Genomic DNA, 20679 nt, shown 5'->3' on the forward strand with positions numbered 1-20679 from the left:
GATCTCGGTGGCCCATTGCTGCCGCTGGCACAATTGGGCCACCATCCGTCCATGACTCCCGAGACACCGCAACTCACGGCGGCAGGCATCGATCCGTTCGACGAGAGCGTCTACCGTGCCGTCCTGTCCCGGCGTACGGCGGCTCCTGCCGAACTCACCGCGGATCTCGGCTGTTCGGCCGAGCGCGTCGCCAGGGCGCTGGACCGGCTCCGCGACCACGGACTGGTCGGCCGCCTCTCCGGCTCCCGCCGCCGGTACGCCGCGATCGAGCCGGGCGCCGCCGTCGAGGCGCTGGTGCGGGCCAGAAGCAATGAGCTGGAGCGGGTCCGGTCGGCGGCCGACGAACTGTCCCGGTTGTTCGCCGCCGTGCGCACCGGCGCGACCTATGAGGACGAGGTGGAGATCACCACCGGCAGCGAGGCGCTCGGCCGCTGGTTCGTCCGCCTTCAACAGGAGGCCCACGAGGACGTGATGACGCTGGACCGGCCGCCGTACGCCCTGACCACCTCCAACCCGGTGGAGGCGACGGCACTCGGCCGCGGCGTACGGTACCGCGCGGTCTACGCCCCCGAGGCCCTGGAATGGCCGGGCGTCCTCGACGACATCCGTGAGCTGGTCCGGCACGGCGAGCAGGCCCGCGTCCTGCCCGGCCTGGGCATCAAACTCGCCATAGCCGACCGCAAGCTCGCCCTGATGCCGCTCTCCCTCGACCTCAACGGCGTCCGCGCCGCGGTGATCCGCCCGTCCACCCTGCTCGATGCCCTCACCGGCTACTGGGAAATGTGCTGGAAGCAGGCCCTGCCCCTCAACGCCCCCGCCGAGGACCCCCTCGGCGAGGAGGACCGACTCGTCCTCACCCTCCTGGTCAGCGGCCTCAAGGACGAGGCGATAGCCCGCCAGCTCGGCTGGTCCGTCCGCACCATGCGCCGCCGCATCAGCCGCCTGCACGACCTCCTCGGCGCCGCCAACCGCTTCCAGGCCGGAGTGATCGCGGCCCGCCGCGGCTGGTTGTGAGACAGCGCGTCGGTGCAGGTGGGGCGGCAAGGAGCGGATGTGGTCTCGGCGCGCGTTCCACGGCTGCACCATGCGGCTCGTGACGGGTGAAGACCGGGACTGTGGCTGGAAGACGCCGAGGGTGAGGCCGCGCTCAAGGCGAGGGCGAGAAGTTACCAACCGCGTGGAAGTTCGACGACGTCCTGACCACCAGGCCCGAGTCACCCGCCCGCGGCTTCGGACCGGTCGTAGCCGCGGAGCACGGGACCGTTACCGGGATCATTGACGTCACCGTCGCAGACGAACTGGCGACCATCGACACCGTCGTCGTCCACCCCGACCACCAGCGCCAGAGCCAGGGCTTCTGTCGACGGTGAAACGATGGACCGCCCGGACATGCCGGGGACTATCCCCGTGCGGTGAGGGCCAGGTAGCGAGCGTAGGCGTCGCGGCTGTCGGACACGAAGTCCCACTGCTCCATCGCCTGCGCGAGCTCCCCTTCCGCCAGCCAGTCGTGCCAGGCGATTTCGGATCGATTGGCCGCGACGTGCCGGTCCTCGACCACGGCTTCGTGCACCGCGAACCAGTAGGGACTCAACTCCCCCTGACACAGAAATTTGAAGAGAGGCCGAACCGGCGACCGCACTCCAAGTTCCTCCAGCAATTCCCGCGAAGCCGCGGCCTCGTAGGACTCACCGACCGCCACGGCGCCGGCGACAAGCCAGCTGTACTCGCCGGGGAAACGGGAGGCGTCCTTTGGACGCTGATGCACGAGGTAGTGGCCGGATCGATCGCGGACAAGAACCATCGCCATCCGGTAGAGCCATCCCTTCCGAACCGCCTCACCACGCTCCACCGGTCGCATCACACGGTCTTGTTCGTCAACACGCTCCACGATTTCACTCATGCCGACACTCTGTCAGAGTGCATGAGCGGTCTCGCCCCACTGGTCCCTGACGCGGCTCGGGTGTGACGACCGGCTACCCAGTTGATCGTTCCAGGACGAGTTCGGTGTGTTGGCGTGGCTGTTGGATGTTGTGGTGGCAGGACCTGCCGGATGGTGGATGAATCTGCGTCTGATGGCCTGTGGAGTGTACGGCCCTGCTGTTGCCGCCTCGTCCATCTGGCGGCTCCGGTATCCCGGTCGGTTGCCGGCGGACGACCGTGTTGCTCTGCGGGGCATCGGCTGTGTGCTGTGCGAGAGCGTGAGTTGGCGGGACGTTCCTGCGGAGCGGGGTGATGGCCCGGCGGCGTCCGCGACGGGCGCGCTGCCAGACACCGGCGGCGAGATCCGCCAGCAGTACGAGAACGCCTGTACCGGCTGCCTTGTCGGCGGCGATCCCACCCTCAACGACGAGGCCGACGACGTCCGCTTCGTCCAGTCGGCCGACCGCGACCAGTACGACATCCGTCCCAGCGTGCGCCGGCAGATCGGCGACTACCTCGCGGGCACATACCCCTACCTGGGCTGAGACGCGAAGCCTGCGCCATCACCTGCGGTGATTCACACGTATGCCACGGTGGTCCGTGCCGACGGGGCCGACAAGGTGCCGCGCATGACGAATCCACGCTTGCCGTAGCGAGTGGCCACAGCCCGGAACTGGTGGTCGATGGTCACCCGGCCCGGTTCTCCCGGGCCCGGGTGGCGGCGAGGGTGCCGAGGAGAGTGAGGGCATCGGAGCTGGGGGAGTTCGGCTCGGCGTGGTGGACGACCAGTTCCTGGCCGGGCGTGGACCGCACGTCGAACGCCTGCATGCGCACGGTCAGTTCGCCGACGTCGGGACGGTGGAACCGTTTGCTTCGCAGCCGCTTGCGGCGTGCGTCGTGCCGTTTCCACAACCGCACGAACTCCGGGCTCCGCTCGGTGGGCGTGAGGAGTACCTCGTGGAGGCGCGGGTCATGGGGATCGTCGCCGCGCAGCATCCGGGAACCGGCCACGGTGTTGGCCGCCACCAACTCCCAGTCGGAGCAGAAGCGTTGGGCGTCCGGGGCCGGGAAGATCTTCAGCATCAGGTTCGGACCCTGCCGGAAGCCGTCGAACAGGGCGTCGGCCGGCCGGTTCACGGCCGGCACGTCGCAGGCGCGGCCGAGCATGATCGCCGGGGTCCCTGGCCACATCTCCATCAGGCTCTGCAACTGCGGGTCGCCCCGCTCGGCCGCCCCGCTGCGGCGCTCACCCGGCGTACCCCGCCTGTCGGGATTCCCCACCGCCTCGGGCCGCACCAGCGCCCGCCGCGCCCGCAGACAGTCACCCAGTTGTGTCGTAGGCATGCGCCCAGCGCAGGCACGCCCCGTACACCCGGGCCTGGGTGTGTCACACCCTGGCACACCCGCCCGAGCCGCCGTACGCCCCTGTCACATCGCCCGCCGAGGCATGAGCCGTGCCAGGGTGCACGACTCCCCGGGTGCAGCAGGGCCTGCCCCGGCACCGCCGGCCCCTGCAGCCCGTGGACCGGAGCGATGTGCTCAGTCGGCCTCGGTGGCGAAGGGGCCGCCGTCGCCGAACGCGAGCCGCCCGAAGTTCTCGCCGATACGGCGGTGAGCTGCGGGATCGGGGTGGATCTCGTCGGGCAGCGGGAATTCGGCGTACTCCTTCTCGCCGTACAGGTCACGGCCGTCGAAGTAGTGCAGCTTCGGGTCGTCGGCCGCTCGCTGTTCCACGATCCGGGCGAGTTCGTCGCGGATGATGTTGAGCGTCAGACGCCCGGCGGCGCGTTCAGCCGGATCACCCGTGGCCTTGAACCGCAAGGTCCCGCCGTCGAAGTCGGGCACGAGGGGGCCGGGGGTGTCCTCCTGGACCGGGCACAGGATGGGTGACACGACCAGCAGCGGCGTGGTCGGGTGCCCCTCGCGGATGGTGTCGAGGAATCCGTGCACCGCAGGGCTGAAGGCACGCAGGCGCATCACGTCGCTGTTGACGACATTGATGCCGATCTTCAAGCTGATCAGGTCCGCGGGGGTGTCCCGCATCGCACGGGCGGTGAACGGGTCGAGCAGCGCGCTGCCGCCGAACCCCATGTTGACCAGCTCCACTCCGCCCTGGGCGGCTGCCAGTGCCGGCCAGATGGCGGTCGGGTGGGTGGCGTTCGAGCCGTGGCTGATGGAGCTTCCGTGGTGCAGCCACACCCTGCGTCCGCGATCCGGTGCCGGCTCGATGGGGGCATCGGTGCGCAGGGCGATCAGCTCGGTGATCTCCGTATGCGGAAGCCAGATCTCGACGTCCTTGTCGTGCCCGGGCAGATCGGTGAACCGGGCGGTGCCGACAGGCCCCTCGGACAGCTCGGAGGACTGGGTGACCATGTCGGTGATCGTGCGCACGTTACCGCCGGCCACCGTGGTCTGGGCAGCGAGACGGCCGTCGACCAGCAGGTCGTACACGCCGTCGGCCGGGGCCGGAAAACCTCGGTAGACCCGCTTGGTGGGCAGCGTGTCCAGGTCGATGTTCGTGGCCCGGGTGCGGAAAGCCAACCGCACGCCGGAGGGCTGGGCCTCGGCCACGGCCAGCTGGTTGTCGGGTATCTGCCGGCGGGAGCGGGCGGGCAGCCGATGCGGCAGCAGACCGTGTGCGGTCGCTTCCACGTCGAGGTGACCGCGCAGGATATCTGCGGTGACAGGTGTGGTGATCCAGCCGTGCTCAGTGTGCTCGGTGTTCATTGCCTCAGCCTTGTTCAAGATTTTTGGTAGCGGATGCGCCAGTGCCCGGCGGACCGCCTCCGGCGGTGCGCCTCTCATCCGGTCGGCGTGCGGCGCGGTTCCGCAGCAGAGTGTCGAGGGAGTCCACGATCCAGGCCCAGGATTCCCGCGCGTCGGGGACGCTGTGCTCGAAGCCTCCGGCCAGCTCCAGGCTGACATAGCCGTGGAACACGCTGCCCAGCATCCGGACCGCGTGTGTCTGGTCCGGCTCCGCCAGGTCGTAGCCGCGCAGGATCGCCCGCGTCATCTGTGCATGCCGCACCCCGGCACTGGCCGCCGCCGTCTCGGGATCGAGCCTGAGACGGGCGGCGGCGTAGCGACCGGGGTGCTCCCGGGCGTAGTCGCGATAGGCATCCGCGAAGGCGGCCAGCGCGTCCTTGCCGGCACGCCCGGCCAGGGCATCGGCGACCCGGTCGGCGAGTTCCTCCAGTGCGAACAGCGCGATCCTGGTCTTGAGCTCCTGGGAGTTCTTCAGGTGCGAGTACAGACTCGCGACCTTGACGTCGAACCGCCGGGCGAGCGCCGAGACGGTCACCTGGTCGAAACCGACCTCGTCGGCCAGTTCCGCCCCCGCCAGGGTCAGACGTTCCAATGTCAGTCCTGCTCTAGCCAAAACCTTTCTCCGATCTGGCGATAGCTATTATGTATTTACCTAAAGCCTATAGGCAAAATAGCCTGCCGTCCATGAAACCCCTGACCGAGCGGGAGATCCGCACTGCCTTCGTGAACTGCACCAAGGGCGAGGCCAAGCGCCTGTTCATCCCCCGCGACCTGGACGAGCGGCCCTGGGGCGACCTGGACTTCCTCGGCTGGAGGGACCCCCAGGCCCCCAACCGGGCCTACCTCGCCACCGAGCTGGACGGCCGTCCGACAGCACTCGCCCTGCGCTGCTGAAGCAGCGCTCGACAGTGTTGCGTCGGCGGAGGACCGCGCGGTCGAAGCCGGGTGGCCGGCCGCTGTGGCGGCCCCTGTTGTGCCGGTGCTCCCTGGCGGGACGTGCCTGAGCGGTATGGCCCGTGGGAGACGGTGTACGGACTGTTCTGGCGTTGGCAGCGGGACGGCACCTGGCATCGCATCTTCGAGCAACTGCAGGCCCGGGCCGACGCCGAGGGGCTGATCACCTGGGACGTCTCGGTGGACTCGACTATCGCCCGTGCCCACCAGCATGCGGCGGGTGCCCGCAAAAAGGGGATCTGCAGGTCGAGCCGCGGGGTGGTGTCTTCACCGAGCCCGACGACCATGGGCTCGGACGTTCCCGGGGCGGCCTGACGACCAAGCTCCACCTGGCGGTCGAGCAGGCGCAGAAGCCGATGTCACTGGTGATCACGGCCGGGCAGCGCGGTGACTCCCCGCAGTTCCAGGTGGTCCTGGACCGTATCCGGGTGCCCAGGCTCGGGCCGGGCCGGCCTCGCACCCGGCGGGACAAGGTTCGTGCCGACAAGGCGTACGGCTCCCGCGCGAACCGCGCCTACCTGCGCAAGCGCGGTATCCGCTGCACGATCCCGGAGAAGCGTGACCAGATCGCCAACCGCAAGAAACGCGGCCCTCACGGCGGTCGGCCGCCGAAGTTCGACAAGGCCGACTGCAAAGAGCGCCACACGGTGGAGTGCGGAATCAACCGCCTCAAGCGGCACCGCGCGGCCGCCACGAGATACGACAAGCTCGCCGTCCGCTACGAAGCGACCGTACTGGTCGCAGCCATCAACGAGTGGCTGTGACCAGCATCCTCATGCTCGCCCTGGTGGCTTTCACCGGTCTTCGGTGTCGAATGCCTGGGCCACGGCGAGGCTGTCCTCGTAGATATGGTGCCGGGTGACCAAGCCGTCTTCGAAGGTGAGGTGCATAGCGAACCGCGCGCGATACGCACGTCCGGTGGACCGAGCGGTCTGGCGAATCTCGCCGATCACGACCGCGTCGTTTCCGTCGATGAGGATGCGCTCAACCTCAGTCGCCACCTGCTCCGGCACGTGGTGCTCGGCAAGTTCGCGATAGTGGGCGGCCGCGTCGGCCCGGGTGGACCGATGACGGATCCAGGGCGTGGCAGTACGACCGTGCTCGGCCTCCGGCCAGTTCAGCTTCCAATCGCCCCGCTCGGCGTACAGCTCGGCGATGCGCTCGGGGTCGCCCCCACCGATCCTGCGCAGTAACTCCTCAACCGCGGTCCGTGTGTTCGTAGATGTGGCTATGCACATGATTGGCCCCTCCGTATGGTCCGCGTCCTGCTCACGCGGCGAGATCACCAACCTAGCCCGCACAGTCCGGGCGAGACGATTACCTCCTGAGTAAGGCAACGCATCATAAAGATCCACTTTCGAAACGCACCCTAGTTGGGCCTGTCCGGCGGCTCCTGCCGGACAGGCCCCTGGTCCAGAGGAGGGCTCAGCGCTTGAGCGTGAAGGTGAAGTCGCCGGAGAGCTTGCCGGTCAGCCGGACTGCCGAAACGAGTCTTCCCTCCATGATCAGCCTCTCGACCTCGGCCCGCGAAAGACCGCAGCCTTCAGCGATCAGTCGCACCGGCCGGACAGGGATCCGCGCCGCAAAGCGGACCGAGACGTCGATCACCTCGCGGTCCAGGTGATCCGATCCACCGGTGTCGAGGCGCCAAGCGTTGTCCCAGTCGAGGGCGATGCGATTACGGCGCCGCACGACCGGATCCTGGAGCAGCTCAGCTGCCAGGCCAGGGTCGTTGTCATGCAGCCGGTCCAGCAGCTCAGGTCGTACGGAGCGCACATTCATCCGCTCCAGGACCGTGAGCTTTGCAGTTTCCCCGCAAGCGGTACAGAGCGCGAGGAGCCAGGCGTCGATGAGCTTGTGGTTTGCGTTGACGCGAAATTTACCGTTTGCCCGGAAGCGCTCGGACGCGCACGCGTGGCAACGGCGGAGAACGAGCGGCAAGCAGGTGGGCGCGACCACCCAGTTATTGAGCACAGAAGTACACCGGTTTCAGTGAGAAGTCCGCAGCAGAAAGGAGCGCGGCGCACATGCGTGTGCGACGCGCGACGAATCAGCGCTCGGGAGGTCTCACAGGGTGTACAACGGCATGTCCTTGACTGGACGGCTTGGCTCGCCAGCACGGTAATGGCGCAAGCGGCGCTGCTCCACTGGTTTTCGAGCGCCTCACCGCCGCTGTCCAGAGGCACTGCGAAAGCGGGATCGGGGTCGTGGTGCGCCCGGTTCCGAAGACAGTGGTAGAGGCAGCCGAGCAACTTGCTGAACAACTTTCTGAGCGCGGCTGTGTGGCCTTCTCCGCCTGCTCGTCGTCGGTCGTAGTGAGCACGTGGGCACGTGGGGCCTCGGTGCGAAGGGCAACGAAGGCCGTCCGCGCGGAAGATGTCCCGGAGCCGCGCGACCTCGCTGTCGATTCCGCGGCGCGGGCGGGCAACTCCCAGGCCGACACGGATCCCGACGCGCGTCGCCATCGCCAGCAGTCGGGCGAATTGGCTGTGGCCGGAGAGGAACATGACGAGTATTGAGACGTCCGTCCCGTTGCGCGAAGCGGCATTTCATGACCTGCTCCAGAGGTGGGTACGGTCGGATTCATGGAGTGGAATTTTCAGACGGCCGAAGAACTTGCGGCTGCCTTGCGTGCCGGTGAAGTGACCTCGGCGGAACTGACCGACGAGGCGATCGCCCGTATCGAGCGGGACGACAAGGCGATCAACGCGATCTGTGTGCCGGACTTCGACCGTGCACGGGCCGCCGCGCGCGGTGCCGACCAGGCGCGTGCCCGCGGTGAGGACCGGCTGCTGCTCGGCATTCCGGTGACGGTCAAAGAGTCTTACAACATCGCCGGGCTGCCCACGACCTGGGGCATACCGCTACACCGGAACTACATGCCGGCCGAGGACGCGGTGCAGGTGTCGCGGCTCAAGGCCGCAGGCGCGGTGGTGCTCGGTAAGACCAATGTGCCCTTGGGGCTGCAAGATGTGCAGAGCTTCAACGAGATCTACGGCACCACCAACAACCCGTGGGACCACCGTCGTACGTCGGGCGGATCCTCCGGCGGCTCGGCGGCGGCCCTGGCGTCCGGATTCGGCGCGTTGTCCATCGGCTCCGACATCGCCGGTTCGCTGCGCACCCCCGCACATTTCTGCGGTGTCTACGCGCACAAGCCGACACTCGGGCTGGCGGCGCACCGCGGTATGGTCCCGCCGCCCGCGCCGGCATTGCCGGCCGACCTCGACCTCGCCGTCGTCGGCCCGATGGCGCGCACTGCCCGCGACCTCACGCTCCTGCTCGACGTCATGGCCGGACCGGACCCACTGACGCTCGGTGTGGCGCACGACTTGACGCTGCCGCCCGCGCGCCACGAGCGGCTCTGCGACTTCCGGGTCCTGGTCCTCGATGAACATCCGCTCATTCCGACCGGGTCCGCTGTGCGGTCGGGCGTGAACCGGGTGGCCGACGCGCTTGTCGACGCCGGCGCCCGCGTCGAACGGCACAGTCCGCTGCTGCCCGGTCTGACCGAAGCCGCGATGCTCTACACGCAGTTGCTGTTCTCGGGTTCCATTGCACGTTTTCCCGTCGAAGCGTACGAGCAGCTGCAGGCCCGCGCCGCCGGACTGAGCGCAGACGACCGGAGTCTCGATGCGGCGCGGCTGCGCGGCATGGTGTTCAGCCACCGCGACTGGATCGAGGCGAACAGCTTTCGCGAGCTCCACCGCCATGGCTGGCGGCAGTTCTTCGCCGAGTTCGACGCCGTGGTGTGTCCCATCACGCCCACTCCCGCGTTCCCGCACGACCACAACCCCGACCTGATGAAACGTCGCATCGACATCGACGGCGTCGAGTATCCGTACTTCGACCAGCTCGTCTGGGCCGGTCTGGCCACTATGCCCGGTCTACCCGCCACCGCTATACCAGCGGGCCGGTCGCCCGAGGGTCTGCCGGTGGGAGTGCAGCTCATCGGTCCGATGTTCGAGGACCGCACCCCACTGCGGCTGGCCGAACTGCTTGAGCTGAAGATCGGTGGCTTCCAGGCACCGAAGTAGGGCGTACTACCGGGTGTGCGTCAAGGACGAGGTGCGGATCACGACGAGATCCCCGAAATCTGGTCGGTGTCGGTACCGTCGGTGACTTGGTGTTCGTGGTGGAAGCCAGTGAGGTTTTCTCAACGGCGGTATCCCTGCGCGGGTTGCGCATCAGTCGGGCGTCGCGGTAGCGGTCTGTGGGTGCCGGGGTGTGGGGAACGGTTTGGCAGGAGGACAGGAGGCGGAGCTTCTCGTCGTTCTGGGTGTTGCGGTCGGCGTGGTAAACGACGAGGAGCAGGCCGGCCGATCCGGAGACCGCGCGTTTCTCTCGGTTCAGGGTGAGTTCGCCGACTTGCGGACGGTCGAGCGTGACGGATGTGCCCTCGCGGGCGTGCACGTCATGGCGTGCCCAGAGCTGGTGGAAGCGGTCGCTCGCAAGCGAGAGCTCGCCCACGAGCTCGATGAGTCGCGGGTCGTCGGTGCCCGTGCCGACCGACTGACGGAATCCGGCGACCAGGCCGGCGGTGGCGTCCTCCCCATCGGGGTAGAGGGACTGTTCGGCGGGATCGAGGAACACATCACGCAGGCGGTTTCGGCCGGTGACCAGGTGGGGCGAGAGCACCGTCGCCAGCGGGTTGGCTGCCAGCACGTCGAAGTAGCGGCCTTCCAGGAAGGCCGGCAGCGTCAGTGAGTCGAGGAGCTTGACGTTACCGGACGGCACCGCCTCTTTGCGGGGCCGGCGGCGTGCGCGGCGGGGTCTGTCGGACCCCAGGCTGAGCAGATAGGCGGTGCCGGTGTCACCGAGCTGGAGCACACGCGCGAGCGATTCGAGCACCTGGATGGAGGGGTTGCGGTCGCGGCCCTGTTCGAGCCGCAGATAGTAGTCGGCACTGATATCGGCGAGCATGGCGACTTCCTCGCGGCGCAGGCCGGGAACGCGGCGCAGGCCGAGCTGAGGGAGACGGACACTGTCCGGCGTGACGAGTTCGCGGCGGGCGCGCGGTACTCGCCGAGCGTGTTCGTGTCGCGGGTCATGAGAAAGAGCGTAGGCGGGTCCTTGGCTGCGTGCCTGGACCTGCCACCCCAGGAACACGGGAGCTCTCCCTCGATGCCGCGCCTCCTCGAAGGACGGGCCATGAGCTGGTTCATCGAAGAGAGGAAACACCGGACATGACCGTGACACTCATCACCGGAGCGAACAAGGGCCTTGGGTACGCGACCGCCCGTCGGCTGATCAAGGAGGGGCACACCGTCTGCATGGGGGCGCGCAGCAGCGAGTGAGGGCAGGCGGCCGCGGCCGAACTCGGCGCGCAGTTCGTGCAGCTCGACGTCACAGACGACGCGTCGGTGCAGGCCGCCCTGCGCGTGATCAAGGACCGCGAGGGCCGCCTCGACGTACTCGTCAACAACGCCGGCGTCGCAGACAACACCCTCGGCGCCGACGGCGTCACCGCCGAGTCCGCGAGCGCCGTGTTCGGCACCAACGTGGTCGGCGTCGTCCGCGTCACCCAGGCCGCGATTCCGTTGCTGCGCAAGTCCGACAACCCGGTGGTGGTGAACATCTCCAGCGCGCTCGGCTCGTTCTGGGCGGTCACCGACCCGGAGCGCCACCAGTCGCACAACGCCTTCGTCGTGTACGGCCCGAGCATCCCACACGGCCCGAACGGAAGTCACCAGCACCGCGGTCAGGTGAGCGCCTCCGTCTGCACGCGGCCGAGCGCTCTCCCGGATACGTGGTCAGGAGGATTACTGAGGTTGGACTCGTGTTGTCGTGTCCGGCCTGGTGGTCAGGCCGGTCTGAGCAACGACACGACATCACGAGTGGGCGGCAATTGGGTCTGAGGGGCCCATGCCGCCCAGCGTGGCGGTCAAGGTCTTGTCGTCACTTGGTGAAGACGAGGCTGACGTTGTGTCCGCCGAACCCGAATGAGTTGGCCAGCGCAGCAGACCACCGACCGGTGCGCCGCTCACCGCGCACCACGTCCAGTTCCACGCGCGGGTCGAGTTCGTCGAGGTTGCGCGTGGCCGGCACCGTGCCGTCCTTGAGCGCGAACAGAGCGGCCATGGCGCCAACCGTCCCGGACGCGCCCATCATGTGACCTGTCATCGACTTCGTCGCCGTCACCGCAACGTGGCTGCCGATCACCCGGCCGATCGCCTCGGCCTCCGCCAGGTCACCGGACTCCGTCGAGGTGGCGTGGGCGTGCACGACCCCAATGTCCGTCGGGGCCAGGCCGGCGTCGCGCAGCGCCAGTTCCATGGCGAAGGCCTGGCCTTCCGCGTCGGAGGCCGTGATGTGGTTCGCGCTCGAACTCACGGCACTGCCGGCCAGCGTGCCGTAGGCACGTGCTCCACGGGCCCGGGCGAACTCGGCGCGTTCGAGCACCATCATCCCCGCGCCCTCGCCCATAACGAACCCGGACCGCTTGACGTCGAACGGGCGGGACACGGTCTCTGGGTCCACGGACTGCGTCGACAGGGCCTTCATCTGGGCGAATGCCGCGATGGTGAAGGGGTGCAGGCATGCCTCCACTCCACCTGCGACGACCACGTCCGCCCGCCCGCTGCGGATCAGATCCTGCCCCAGGGCGAGGGCCTCTGCCCCGGAGGCACAGGCACTCACCGGAGTCCTGGCGCCTCCCTTCGCGCCCAGGTCCATGCTCACCCAAGCAGCCGGCCCGTTGGGCATCAGCATGGGGACCGCGAACGGCGACAGCCGGCGAATCCCGGCGCGTTCGAAGACGTCGTCCTGCCCCAGCGTGGTGAGGACACCACCGGTCCCCGTACCAATGACGACGGCGAGCCGTTCCGGCTCGACCTGCGGAGCACCGGCGTCCTGCCAAGCTTCGCGCGCACTGAGGATGGCGACCTGCTCACCGCGGTCCAGCTTCCTGGCCTCGACCCTCGGAAGCAGGGAGGCAGGGTCCACCGTGAACCCGGCCGCAACGTGCACGGGCAGGTCCGCGGCCCACTCCTCCTCCAGGAAACGCACCCCCGACTTACCGTCCAGCAGCCCCGACCACGACGACGGCGCATCGGCTCCCAGTGGCGTCATCGCACCGACGCCTGTCACCAGCACACGACGGTTACGGGTCACACGAGCCTCCTTGAATTGTGTAGATACTACATAGTGTCTGACTTGCCCTCATGGGGATCATGCCAGCTTTCAGAAGGGAAATCGGGGTAGGAGTCGACCGATTCGAAAGCGAGAGATTGTCATGTTCCAACAACTAGCTAGTGCGCGGCCGGAACGCCCCCTCCCGCCAGTAGCCATGGGCCTGAGCACAGGGTGCTGTCCAGATCTGCCGTCCGGGCGCCATGTGATCCACGGATGTGTCGTCAAGGGGGCCGGCGACCAGGACGGGAACCGCGACTCCGCCGGCACCCTGCGGGCGGTCCCCCGGATGGTGATCGAGCCGGTCGTCTCCGCCGTCCGCATCGTGGAGAAGATCGTGCCGGACGACAGACTGCTCTTCGACTCCGTCGGCCACACCTTCCGGCACACTCGCTCATCCGACGGCGCCCCCTGGGATATGAGGCTCTTCGAGCCGCATCGAGGACTTCGTGATCTGGGCCCGTCAACAGGCGCTGCGTTCGGACCGGCCGCACGAGACCAGCCCCGATGACCGACACGGAGCGATCGGCGTGGCCCGCTTCCTCAGATCCCTCGCCCGGCACATCGCCCGTCGGCCCGGGGGCTTCGTAGGACTCGCGATTGGAGCCCGGACAATCGTCGCTCCGGCCGTCGGAGCCGGTGTTCCGCGCAATGCGCTCACCCGGCAACACCCCGACCTCAGAAACGAGTTCTACGGCAGAGTCCGTGCACGCGGCCCGACCCTGGACCCCGAGAAGCGGCTCCGAAGGCAGATCACGAAACGCAAGGAACTCCGAGCCGCGGACGCAGTTCAGATCGGGCAACTGGAAGCAGACGTCGAAGCACTCGTCGGAGCGCTCCATCCGTCCCAGCCGGAGAACAGCAGGCTGCGTACCCGGCCCGCGAACCCCGGCATCCGACTCCTGAGGTAAGGAGCACCGAGGACAAGGCCCTGCCCTGTCCTCGCCCTGGTCCCTGCCGGAGCCGGTGCCCGCAACGGCCGGTCGACTGCGAATCGACGTGGATCAGTGCGGTGCGGCGGGATCGGGCCAGAGCCGGCCCGGCGAGATCCATCACGACCGGCTGGGCGCAGAGGTGCAGATCTGCACGCGGATGGGGCGGCGTACGCCGACGCGGTGCCGGAGTACGCCGCCCTGGAGCGGGACGGGCTGCGGGAGGCAGCCCGCGCACTCATTCCGGGTCGCGGTTGAACTGCGCTGTCGACCAGCGGTAGCCGAGCGCGATCAGGCCGACGCACCAGGCGATGGCGATCCATCCGTTGTGGCCGATCTCGGTGCCGAGCAGCAGGCCGCGGAGGGTTTCGATGGCGGGGGTGAAGGGCTGGTATTCGGCGATGGGCTGGAACCAGCCGGGCATGGTGTCGGCAGGGATGAAGGCGCTGGAAATGAGCGGGAGGAGGATGAGCGGCATGGCCATGTTGCTGGCCGCCTCGGGATTCGGGCTGGCCATGCCCATGCCGACTGCGATCCAGGTGAGGGCAAGGGCGAACAGTGCGAGCAGCCCGAACGCCGCCAGCCATTCCAGGGCGGTGGCGTCGGTGGAGCGGAAGCCGATGGCCACGCCGACGGCGCCGACGAGGACCACGCTGGCGATCGACTGCAGCACGCTGCCGACGACGTGCCCGATGATCACAGAGCTGCGGTGGATCGCCATCGTACGGAAGCGGGCGATGAGGCCCTCGGCCATATCCATGGAGACGTACACCGCGGCCCCGATCACGGTGCCGCCGATGGTCATCACCAGGATGCCCGGGACGATGTAGGCGATGTATTCGGAGCGGCCGGCGCCGCCGCCGCTGATGCCCGCGCTCATCACGTCGCCGAAGATGTAGACGAAGAGCAGCAGCATCATGATAGGCGTGAGCAGCAGGTTCAGGGTCCCGGACGGGTAGCGCCACGCGTGCAGCAGGTTGCGGCGCAACATCGTGTTGGAGTCGCGTACGGCGAGGGAGAGTGAGCTCATCGGACGGTCTCCTTGGGCTGGTTGACGTGGGTGGAGCCGGTCAGGGCGAAGAACACGTCGTCGAGGTCGGGGGTGTGCACGGTCAGTTCGTCCGCCTCGATGCCGGCCGAGTCCAGCCAGTCGAGGAGGGAGCGCAGCTCGCGCTGGCTGCCGTCGCTGGGAATCTGCAGCGCGAGCGCCTCGTCGTCCCGGGTGACGTCGCGCAGCGCGACGGCGGCGCTCTGATACGCGGCCGGGTCGGTGAACCGCAGCCGCACGTGCCCGCCCGGGATGAGCCGCTTCAGCTCGTCGGCGCTCCCCTCTGCGGCGATCTTGCCGTCGTTCAGCACCGCGATGCGGTCGGCGAGCTCGTCGGCCTCGTCCAGGTACTGGGTGGTGAGGAAGACGGTGACGCCGTCGGAGACGAGCGCGCGGATGATCTGCCACATGTTGTGGCGGCTGCGCGGGTCGAGGCCGGTGGTCGGCTCGTCGAGGAAGATGATCCGCGGGTTGCCGACGAGGGTCATGGCGAGGTCGAGGCGGCGCTTCATACCGCCGGAGTAGGTGGAGGCGGGCTTCTTCGCGGCCTCCACCAGGTCGAAGCGCTCCAGGAGTTCGGCGGTGATCCGCCGCCCCTCGCGCTTGGAGAGGTGGTGCAGGTCCGCCATGAGGAGCATGTTCTCCTCGCCGGTGATCAGCCCGTCGACCGCGGAGAACTGTCCGGTGACACCGATCTCGGCCCGCACCGCCTGCGGGTTGGCGGCCAGGTCGTGGCCGCCGACGTGCAGATCGCCGGCGTCGGCGGTGATCAGGGTGGAGAGGGTCTTCACGGCGGTGGTCTTGCCGGCGCCGTTCGGGCCGAGCAGCGCGAACACGGACCCGGCCGGGATGTGCAGATCGATGCCGTCGAGCACGGTCTTGTCGCCGTACGACTTGCGCAGACCGACGGCGGAGACGGCGGCCGGCGACGGGTGACCGTCACTCTGACTAGATGTGGGCATGACAAATAAACTCATGAGTCCTCCCTTTCGGAGGCTGAAGTCACTGGGGGAGTAGGAGAGTTGAAGGAATCGATGTTCAGTCCCGGGCGTAGCAGGACGTCGATGGCGCCGTGGCCGGTGCGGACCTTGATGGTGCCCTCGGCCTTCGCCGGGGCCTCGGACGCGGCGGGCGTGTTGCGCACCTGCCCGTGGTCGGAGCTGACGTCGAGTCAGACGACGGAGCTTGCGGCGTTGCCGGCCTCCGGATCACCGCACGCGGTCCCGAGCAGGATCGAGCCGCTTGCTACCTGGCCGAGGTGAATGCGGCCGTTGGGCGTCGAAGTCCAGATCTGGCAACGGGCCGCCCTTGGCGTGACCGTAGGCCGCACCTGTATCGAGTGCGGATCCTCCGGCACCCGCCGCGACGGGTCGACCGCCCGCCGCCGCCAACCGGCCGGTCGCCCGCCCGGCCCCGTGGTCCGGGCGGGCGGTCGGCCCCGTGACGGTGTCACTCGCAGAAAACCTGCACCTTGGCGTCGGGGTCCTCCACGTCGACGATGACGTCGTCGAGGTGCTCGATGAGCTCCTCGAGGTGCTGCGGCTTGAGCTCGGTGAGGTCGATCGGTACCCCTGACCTGCCCAGCTCCGCGTTGACCTTGGTGAGCGCCTGCGGAGGGAGAAGGCTGGTGAGCCGGACCCCGGCACGCAGCAGCTGGAGCGGGACCCGGATGTTGACCCGGCTCGCCCCGTCGCCGCCGGAGTCGTCCGCCGCGTCCACCACCACGCGCAAGTACTTGGGCCGCGATTTCGGGCGGGATGCGGCTCCCGGCGGCGGCTCGGGCTGTTCTCGTTCGAGGGCGCTGATCAGCCGCTCGGCCTCGTCCGCGGTGATCTTGCCCTCGGCCAGCATCTGCAGGACCTGACGGCGCTGCTCGTTCATGGGAAGCTCCTTGCTCTTCTGACTCATCTGACACTTACCAGCACGGCCGTTCGGCCCTGCTCAATCTCGAACCGGGTGCCGGGCAGCGCCCACAGCAGTTGCCCGGCGCCGCGCAGCGCGCCCACCGGGCTCACCCGGGTGGCGAGGCAAGCGACCACTCCGGCCAGCCCGGCGAGCAGCAGGAGGGGTGACAGCACCAGCAGGACGGCCGGCACAGGGACGTACAGCCGCCGCCGGCGCCCGTCGGAACGGCGATAGCGCACCGTCACCAGGTGCGGGATCACCGGGATCCCTCCAGCTCGGCCAGCGCCTCCTGGGCGCTGATCTCTCCCCGCCGCAGGCGGTCAACGACGTCGGCGGCGCCGGTGGGTGCCGGGTCGGTGTCGACGAAGTCGAGGTGCTCGGCGATCCGTTTCAGCCGGGACTTGACCGTCGGGTAGCTCACCCCGAAGATCCGCTCCATCTCCTTGATCGAACCGTGCGACCGTACGAAGGCGGCAACGAACACCTGGTCGTCGACGCTGAGCTGAGCCAACTGCGGCGGCTCGAACTGCCCCTCGATCGCGACGTCGCTGCCCGCGAGGCGCACCCGCTCGACCACGAACGGCTGTCCGCGCGTCAGGTCCGTCAGCTCCTGCCAGTCCACCCTCGGCTCCCTTGCTCTCGGTGACAAGCTCACCATTCATTTGTACCTTGAGATTATTAAGGCGTCAACGCGCAAACATTGAGTTTTCTTATTTGGGTTTCGATGTCCCGGGTAGTTGACTCCCACCGTTCGTCATCCCCGCATCCCCGCATCCCCGTGGTGGTCAGTGATGCCGTCGCCCCAGTCGGCATGTCGTCGACGTTTCCACGGTCCGCCGGGCAGGCAGCACTCCGGGCAGAGCCCACGATCTCGGGCTGCGCGTTCGCTGAAGGCCCGGCGTCCGCCCGCCCCGTCGGGTCATCGTCGGGTCCATGCCGGACGCCAGCGGGTGCGCGTGCTCGGGCAGTATCGGCCGGTCTCATGACGTCCGGGGCGCGAGCACGTTCCGCGTCACCAGCGGTTCCGGACCGACCGCGCCGTCGAACAGCGGCAACCGGACAGCACCGAGCCCGATCGGTCCCAGTTCCAGAGTCCGAGGCAGCCACTTGCCCACGGGGCTATGCGTATCAGCTCCTGGTGCTGTGCCGGGCGGCGTGACGCCTGCACGTGACAGGCCCCTCTGGCGCCGCCAGACGGCTCAACCTTCTGGTTGGTAAGGCGGGAGCATGACGGAAACGCTTAGAACACCGGAATCCGGACGGTGCGCTGGAACTGCTCCGCGTCGAGGGAGGCGGGTCGATCCCTCTGGACGTCGCGGCCGAGCAGGTCGGTCTGACCAAGCCGGGGCTGATGTACCACGTTCCGACCAAGGAAGCGCTGATGGTCGGCGTTGTGGGCCACACCCCCGACGACTCCGCCTACCAACCCGCCGCCCGCACCCAGAACGCCTGACAGCCCGCCAACGTCCGGCAGTCTCGCCTCACACCGGCTCCGGCGCCACCTCGTGGCTGCTCGGCTCATCCGGCTTGCTTCTCGTCGTGGGAGGGGCCACCTCCTGGGCTTCGCGCCGTCGGCGCCCGGGTTCGGAGCCCGCGTCCGGCTGACGCGCCCGCGTAATCGCCTCGTCCATTACGAGGGCATGATGCCCTTCACTCACTGGACCATCGATCAGCCGCCCAGCGGCGCACGCTTCAGCACTGCGGATATGGCACCTTCGAGGAGATCCGGGACCACTCCGATTGGGGGACAGGGGAAGGCGCCCGCGCCAACCGGCTGTGCGACGCCGTCGAGCAGTACACCACCGTCTGGTTCTCCGGTGCTTGGACCGCGTCCGCGCCGAGCCGCGTTGTGGGCCGTGCCGTTCACAAGACTCCCGCCCCGCCGGCCACCCGCAGAGGTGGCCGCGCCCGCTGAGTCGCGGCCCCATCCCTGTGCGCAGCGTTCCGCGCGGCCTTGCCGGCAGGGGCCCCTTCGTGTCGCCCGATCCGCTGCCCTCGCCGCCGCGGTGACCGGCACTCTCACTTGGGCACCAGCCGCGACTGCCCAGTCGGCCGAGCCGGCGTCCTCCGCCTCCACTGCTCCCACCGAGGCTCCCGCACCCGACGCCGGCAGTGTCGCCATCACCAAGAAGGACCCGGTCGCCGAGTATGCCGAATCGGTGGACAGGGCGAGGGGCGACGGAGCGTGAAACGGGCATCGTCCGCGTTTCTCACGCGAGTTTCTGGAACCGATCGATCTCCGCCGGCGTCGTGACGTCTATGGCGCAGGGTGGGAGCACGATGGGTGAGGAGCCGACATGGGCAGAGCTCCTGCTGTCCTTTGCTCTCGCGGCGGCCGTCCCCATCGTCGTCGGAGGGACGTTGCTCCTTTCCCTTGTCGGACTGACGATGTGGGTGACAGCATCGCTTCGGCGACGCAGGCGTTCACACTCCGCTGAGAGCCGGTTACCCGAGTCGGGGATTCGTCGGCAGTAGGCGGCGAATCTGCTCGCAGCCTGGACCGGATCTGACCACGGGCTGGGGCGCTCCCGGGGCGGCCCGACCACGAAGATTCACCTCGCGACCGAGCAGGGGCGGAAGCCGCCGTCACCGCTGATCACCGCCGGACACCGGCACGACAGGCCGCAGTTCCGGCCCGTCCTCGAACGCAACCGCGTCCCCGCACGGGGCCGGGACGGCCACGGACCACACCCGACAGAGTCCGCGCCGACAAGGCCTACGGATCTCGCGCGAATCGCTTCTGCCTGCGCAGACGCAGGATCGAGTGCACCATCCCGGAGAGGGCCGACCAGGTCCGCAGCCGCAAGAAGCCTGGCTCCCGAGGCGGCCGTCCACCGAAGTTCGACAAAGACGACTACCAGGAGCGCCACGCCGTCGAGCGCGGGATCAACCACCTCAAGAGGCACCGGGCCGTCGCGACCCGATATGACAAGCCTGCCGTCCGCTACGAGGCGGCCGTGCTGGTCGCCGCCATCAGCGAGTGGCTGCAGCCGCCGTCACGGGATGCAAGCCGACCACTAAATCAGAGGTGGTTCCGGCCTCCGTGTGATGGAATCAAGCGCTATGAGCGAGGTGGAGTACCCGGTTTCGGACGATGGCGATCTGCTGGTCAGGATGGAGCAGAACCTGGCCGAGCACGCGTGTCACCTGCATCGACACATCGCGGGCATGGCGGTTGCCGACGCGGACGACCTTCTGGTCGCGGACAGTGGGTTGGACGACGACACCTTCAACATCGTCGCCCTGGCCCGTTTCAGCGGGGCCGGCGCCGATGCACGCATCGCCGACACCACCCGGAAGCTGGCCGTCGCCGGCCGCCCGTTCTCGTGGTGGGTGGGCCCGGCCTCGACTCCGGCGGATCTGTCCACCCGTCTGGCCGCCTCAGGCTTTGAGGCATCCGAACGGGAGGCGGCCATGTGGGCGCCCCTGGACGAGGTCCCGCCACCGCGGAACGCCGACGGGCTCGACATCCGCCTCGTGACGACGCCTGGGGAACTCGCCGATTTCGCCACGGTCCTGGCCGCGAACTGGGATCCGCCCGCCGCCACCGTCCGAGGCTTCTTCGCCCTGGCCGCGGAGCATGCACGCGCCGCCGACTGCCCGGCCCGCTACCTGGTCGGCTACGTGAACGGCCGACCGGTTTGCTCGGCGGAGATCTTCCTCCACGCGGGGGTCGCAGGGATCTACAACATCGCCACCCTGGCCACCCACCGCCGACGCGGCTACGGCGGCGCCATCACCCTCGCCGCCTTGCACGCCGCCCGCGACCACGACTATCGGACCGCCGTCCTACAAGCATCTGCGGACGGCCAACCCGTCTACCATCGCCTGGGCTTTCGCGACTGCGGCCAGTTCATCGAACACGCCATCAGCCTCTGAAAACCCATCACCACCCCTGAGCCACTTTCGCAACAGACCTTAGTTGGCCACGACCAACCGATATCCCCATGGCGGCCCGGAAGGTCCGGGTGAAGCCGGAGTGTCTGGCGAACCCCCAGCGGGCGCCGACCGCGTGGACGCCGA

20 protein-coding genes and 3 pseudogenes are annotated in these 20679 nt (G+C 68.5%); 9 read left to right on the forward strand and 14 right to left on the reverse strand.

The genetic code is table 11. The features are described 5' to 3' along the window. Positions 1 to 51: 51 nt before the first annotated feature. The gene (locus ACIOMQ_RS34345; protein ID WP_401268050.1) at positions 52 to 1014 is read left to right on the forward strand and encodes a helix-turn-helix domain-containing protein; all 963 of its coding nucleotides are present in this window, start codon (positions 52 to 54) and stop codon (positions 1012 to 1014) included. 200 nt (positions 1015 to 1214) lie between these two features. On the opposite strand, the gene ACIOMQ_RS34350 is transcribed toward ACIOMQ_RS34345, so the two are convergent. Then, a complete protein-coding gene (locus ACIOMQ_RS34350) occupies positions 1215 to 1391 on the reverse strand; it encodes a hypothetical protein (RefSeq protein WP_402128489.1) in 177 nt (58 codons plus the stop codon). Between the two features lie 8 nt (positions 1392 to 1399). After that, positions 1400 to 1900, reverse strand: a complete 501-nt coding sequence (locus tag ACIOMQ_RS34355; RefSeq protein WP_362202751.1) for an NUDIX domain-containing protein — start codon at positions 1898 to 1900, stop codon at positions 1400 to 1402. Between the two features lie 157 nt (positions 1901 to 2057). On the opposite strand from ACIOMQ_RS34355, the gene ACIOMQ_RS34360 reads away from it, so the two are divergent. Then, positions 2058 to 2465 (forward strand): hypothetical protein, encoded by a 408-nt coding sequence (locus tag ACIOMQ_RS34360; RefSeq protein WP_402191752.1) that lies wholly within the window; start codon positions 2058 to 2060, stop codon positions 2463 to 2465. A gap of 142 nt (positions 2466 to 2607) precedes the next feature. Here ACIOMQ_RS34360 and ACIOMQ_RS34365 read toward each other — a convergent pair whose 3' ends face one another. The 3 genes from ACIOMQ_RS34365 to ACIOMQ_RS34375 all read right to left on the reverse strand — a co-directional run bounded on the left by ACIOMQ_RS34365 (position 2608) and on the right by ACIOMQ_RS34375 (position 5299). Further along, positions 2608 to 3264: a transcriptional regulator gene (locus ACIOMQ_RS34365; protein ID WP_402191754.1), complete on the reverse strand. Its 657-nt coding sequence runs from the start codon at positions 3262 to 3264 to the stop codon at positions 2608 to 2610. Between the two features lie 195 nt (positions 3265 to 3459). Beyond that, entirely contained in the window at positions 3460 to 4647 is a 1188-nt protein-coding gene (locus ACIOMQ_RS34370) for a GDSL-type esterase/lipase family protein (protein WP_362212695.1), read from the reverse strand. A 4-nt stretch (positions 4648 to 4651) separates the two neighbouring features. Further along, positions 4652 to 5299: a WHG domain-containing protein gene (locus ACIOMQ_RS34375; RefSeq protein WP_362212692.1), complete on the reverse strand. Its 648-nt coding sequence runs from the start codon at positions 5297 to 5299 to the stop codon at positions 4652 to 4654. A gap of 71 nt (positions 5300 to 5370) precedes the next feature. Between ACIOMQ_RS34375 and ACIOMQ_RS34380 the strand changes: the two are divergent. The 3 genes and pseudogenes from ACIOMQ_RS34380 to ACIOMQ_RS34390 all read left to right on the forward strand — a co-directional run. After that, positions 5371 to 5577, forward strand: a pseudogene (locus ACIOMQ_RS34380) (FBP domain-containing protein); the annotation flags it as partial. Between the two features lie 105 nt (positions 5578 to 5682). Beyond that, positions 5683 to 5955 carry a hypothetical protein gene (locus ACIOMQ_RS34385; RefSeq protein ID WP_402191757.1) on the forward strand — a complete coding sequence of 91 codons (273 nt, stop codon included), beginning with the start codon at positions 5683 to 5685 and terminating at the stop codon, positions 5953 to 5955. Positions 5956 to 5969: 14 nt separating this feature from the next. Next, the gene (locus ACIOMQ_RS34390) at positions 5970 to 6404 is read left to right on the forward strand and encodes a transposase (protein ID WP_401940143.1); all 435 of its coding nucleotides are present in this window, start codon (positions 5970 to 5972) and stop codon (positions 6402 to 6404) included. A gap of 30 nt (positions 6405 to 6434) precedes the next feature. Here the strand turns inward: ACIOMQ_RS34390 and ACIOMQ_RS34395 are convergent, their stop codons facing one another. Beyond that, complete coding sequence (locus ACIOMQ_RS34395) at positions 6435 to 6878, reverse strand: nuclear transport factor 2 family protein (protein WP_362212687.1); 444 nt, start codon at positions 6876 to 6878, stop codon at positions 6435 to 6437. A 187-nt stretch (positions 6879 to 7065) separates the two neighbouring features. Next, positions 7066 to 7614 (reverse strand): DUF1062 domain-containing protein, encoded by a 549-nt coding sequence (locus ACIOMQ_RS34400; protein ID WP_401754185.1) that lies wholly within the window; start codon positions 7612 to 7614, stop codon positions 7066 to 7068. A 611-nt stretch (positions 7615 to 8225) separates the two neighbouring features. Between ACIOMQ_RS34400 and ACIOMQ_RS34405 the strand changes: the two genes are divergently transcribed. Beyond that, positions 8226 to 9677, forward strand: coding sequence for an amidase (locus ACIOMQ_RS34405; RefSeq protein WP_402191759.1), 1452 nt, complete (start codon positions 8226 to 8228; stop codon positions 9675 to 9677). A 175-nt stretch (positions 9678 to 9852) separates the two neighbouring features. On the opposite strand, the pseudogene ACIOMQ_RS34410 reads toward ACIOMQ_RS34405, so the two are convergent. Continuing rightward, positions 9853 to 10691 (reverse strand): annotated as a pseudogene (locus tag ACIOMQ_RS34410) (helix-turn-helix domain-containing protein); the annotation flags it as partial. 135 nt (positions 10692 to 10826) lie between these two features. Between ACIOMQ_RS34410 and ACIOMQ_RS34415 the strand changes: the two are divergent. Beyond that, positions 10827 to 11498, forward strand: a pseudogene (locus ACIOMQ_RS34415) (SDR family NAD(P)-dependent oxidoreductase). Positions 11499 to 11538: 40 nt separating this feature from the next. Here the strand turns inward: ACIOMQ_RS34415 and ACIOMQ_RS34420 are convergent. Continuing rightward, positions 11539 to 12753, reverse strand: coding sequence for a beta-ketoacyl-[acyl-carrier-protein] synthase family protein (locus tag ACIOMQ_RS34420; protein WP_401268069.1), 1215 nt, complete (start codon positions 12751 to 12753; stop codon positions 11539 to 11541). A gap of 223 nt (positions 12754 to 12976) precedes the next feature. Here ACIOMQ_RS34420 and ACIOMQ_RS34425 point away from each other — a divergent pair, with 223 nt between their 5' ends. Continuing rightward, a complete protein-coding gene (locus ACIOMQ_RS34425; RefSeq protein ID WP_402191761.1) occupies positions 12977 to 13282 on the forward strand; it encodes a hypothetical protein in 306 nt (101 codons plus the stop codon). 659 nt (positions 13283 to 13941) lie between these two features. Here ACIOMQ_RS34425 and ACIOMQ_RS34430 read toward each other — a convergent pair. The 5 genes from ACIOMQ_RS34430 to ACIOMQ_RS34450 form a co-directional block, all read right to left on the reverse strand. Continuing rightward, on the reverse strand, positions 13942 to 14733 hold the full coding sequence (locus ACIOMQ_RS34430; RefSeq protein WP_402191763.1) for an ABC transporter permease: 792 nt from the start codon (positions 14731 to 14733) through the stop codon (positions 13942 to 13944). Next, positions 14730 to 15728: an ATP-binding cassette domain-containing protein gene (locus ACIOMQ_RS34435; protein WP_402191765.1), complete on the reverse strand. Its 999-nt coding sequence runs from the start codon at positions 15726 to 15728 to the stop codon at positions 14730 to 14732. The genes ACIOMQ_RS34430 and ACIOMQ_RS34435 overlap by 4 nt, the downstream gene beginning before the upstream one ends. 472 nt (positions 15729 to 16200) lie before the next feature. Further along, positions 16201 to 16632, reverse strand: a complete 432-nt coding sequence (locus ACIOMQ_RS34440) for an SHOCT-like domain-containing protein (RefSeq protein WP_401268077.1) — start codon at positions 16630 to 16632, stop codon at positions 16201 to 16203. A 23-nt stretch (positions 16633 to 16655) separates the two neighbouring features. Beyond that, positions 16656 to 16916 carry a hypothetical protein gene (locus ACIOMQ_RS34445; protein WP_362211251.1) on the reverse strand — a complete coding sequence of 87 codons (261 nt, stop codon included), beginning with the start codon at positions 16914 to 16916 and terminating at the stop codon, positions 16656 to 16658. Further along, positions 16913 to 17278 carry a DUF2089 domain-containing protein gene (locus tag ACIOMQ_RS34450; protein ID WP_362211248.1) on the reverse strand — a complete coding sequence of 122 codons (366 nt, stop codon included), beginning with the start codon at positions 17276 to 17278 and terminating at the stop codon, positions 16913 to 16915. The genes ACIOMQ_RS34445 and ACIOMQ_RS34450 overlap by 4 nt, the downstream gene beginning before the upstream one ends. 2492 nt (positions 17279 to 19770) lie before the next feature. On the opposite strand from ACIOMQ_RS34450, the gene ACIOMQ_RS34455 reads away from it, so the two are divergent. Beyond that, positions 19771 to 20535, forward strand: coding sequence for a GNAT family N-acetyltransferase (locus ACIOMQ_RS34455; protein ID WP_401268126.1), 765 nt, complete (start codon positions 19771 to 19773; stop codon positions 20533 to 20535). The last annotated feature ends 144 nt before the right edge of the window (positions 20536 to 20679 follow it).

The organism is Streptomyces sp. NPDC087845, assembly GCF_044742755.1.
Lineage (GTDB): Bacteria > Actinomycetota > Actinomycetes > Streptomycetales > Streptomycetaceae > Streptomyces.

What these genes read in the sequence shown, in the direction of transcription:
- ACIOMQ_RS34345 (WP_401268050.1), top strand. Translation starts at nt 52, where the DNA reads ATGACTCCCGAGACACCGCAACTCACGGCGGCAGGCATCGATCCGTTC.
- ACIOMQ_RS34350 (WP_402128489.1), bottom strand. Translation starts at nt 1,391, where the DNA reads ATGTCCGGGCGGTCCATCGTTTCACCGTCGACAGAAGCCCTGGCTCTG.
- ACIOMQ_RS34355 (WP_362202751.1), bottom strand. Translation starts at nt 1,900, where the DNA reads ATGAGTGAAATCGTGGAGCGTGTTGACGAACAAGACCGTGTGATGCGA.
- ACIOMQ_RS34360 (WP_402191752.1), top strand. Translation starts at nt 2,058, where the DNA reads ATGAATCTGCGTCTGATGGCCTGTGGAGTGTACGGCCCTGCTGTTGCC.
- ACIOMQ_RS34365 (WP_402191754.1), bottom strand. Translation starts at nt 3,264, where the DNA reads ATGCCTACGACACAACTGGGTGACTGTCTGCGGGCGCGGCGGGCGCTG.
- ACIOMQ_RS34370 (WP_362212695.1), bottom strand. Translation starts at nt 4,647, where the DNA reads ATGAACACCGAGCACACTGAGCACGGCTGGATCACCACACCTGTCACC.
- ACIOMQ_RS34395 (WP_362212687.1), bottom strand. Translation starts at nt 6,878, where the DNA reads ATGTGCATAGCCACATCTACGAACACACGGACCGCGGTTGAGGAGTTA.
- ACIOMQ_RS34405 (WP_402191759.1), top strand. Translation starts at nt 8,226, where the DNA reads ATGGAGTGGAATTTTCAGACGGCCGAAGAACTTGCGGCTGCCTTGCGT.
- ACIOMQ_RS34430 (WP_402191763.1), bottom strand. Translation starts at nt 14,733, where the DNA reads ATGAGCTCACTCTCCCTCGCCGTACGCGACTCCAACACGATGTTGCGC.
- ACIOMQ_RS34435 (WP_402191765.1), bottom strand. Translation starts at nt 15,728, where the DNA reads ATGAGTTTATTTGTCATGCCCACATCTAGTCAGAGTGACGGTCACCCG.
- ACIOMQ_RS34440 (WP_401268077.1), bottom strand. Translation starts at nt 16,632, where the DNA reads ATGAACGAGCAGCGCCGTCAGGTCCTGCAGATGCTGGCCGAGGGCAAG.
- ACIOMQ_RS34455 (WP_401268126.1), top strand. Translation starts at nt 19,771, where the DNA reads ATGGAGCAGAACCTGGCCGAGCACGCGTGTCACCTGCATCGACACATC.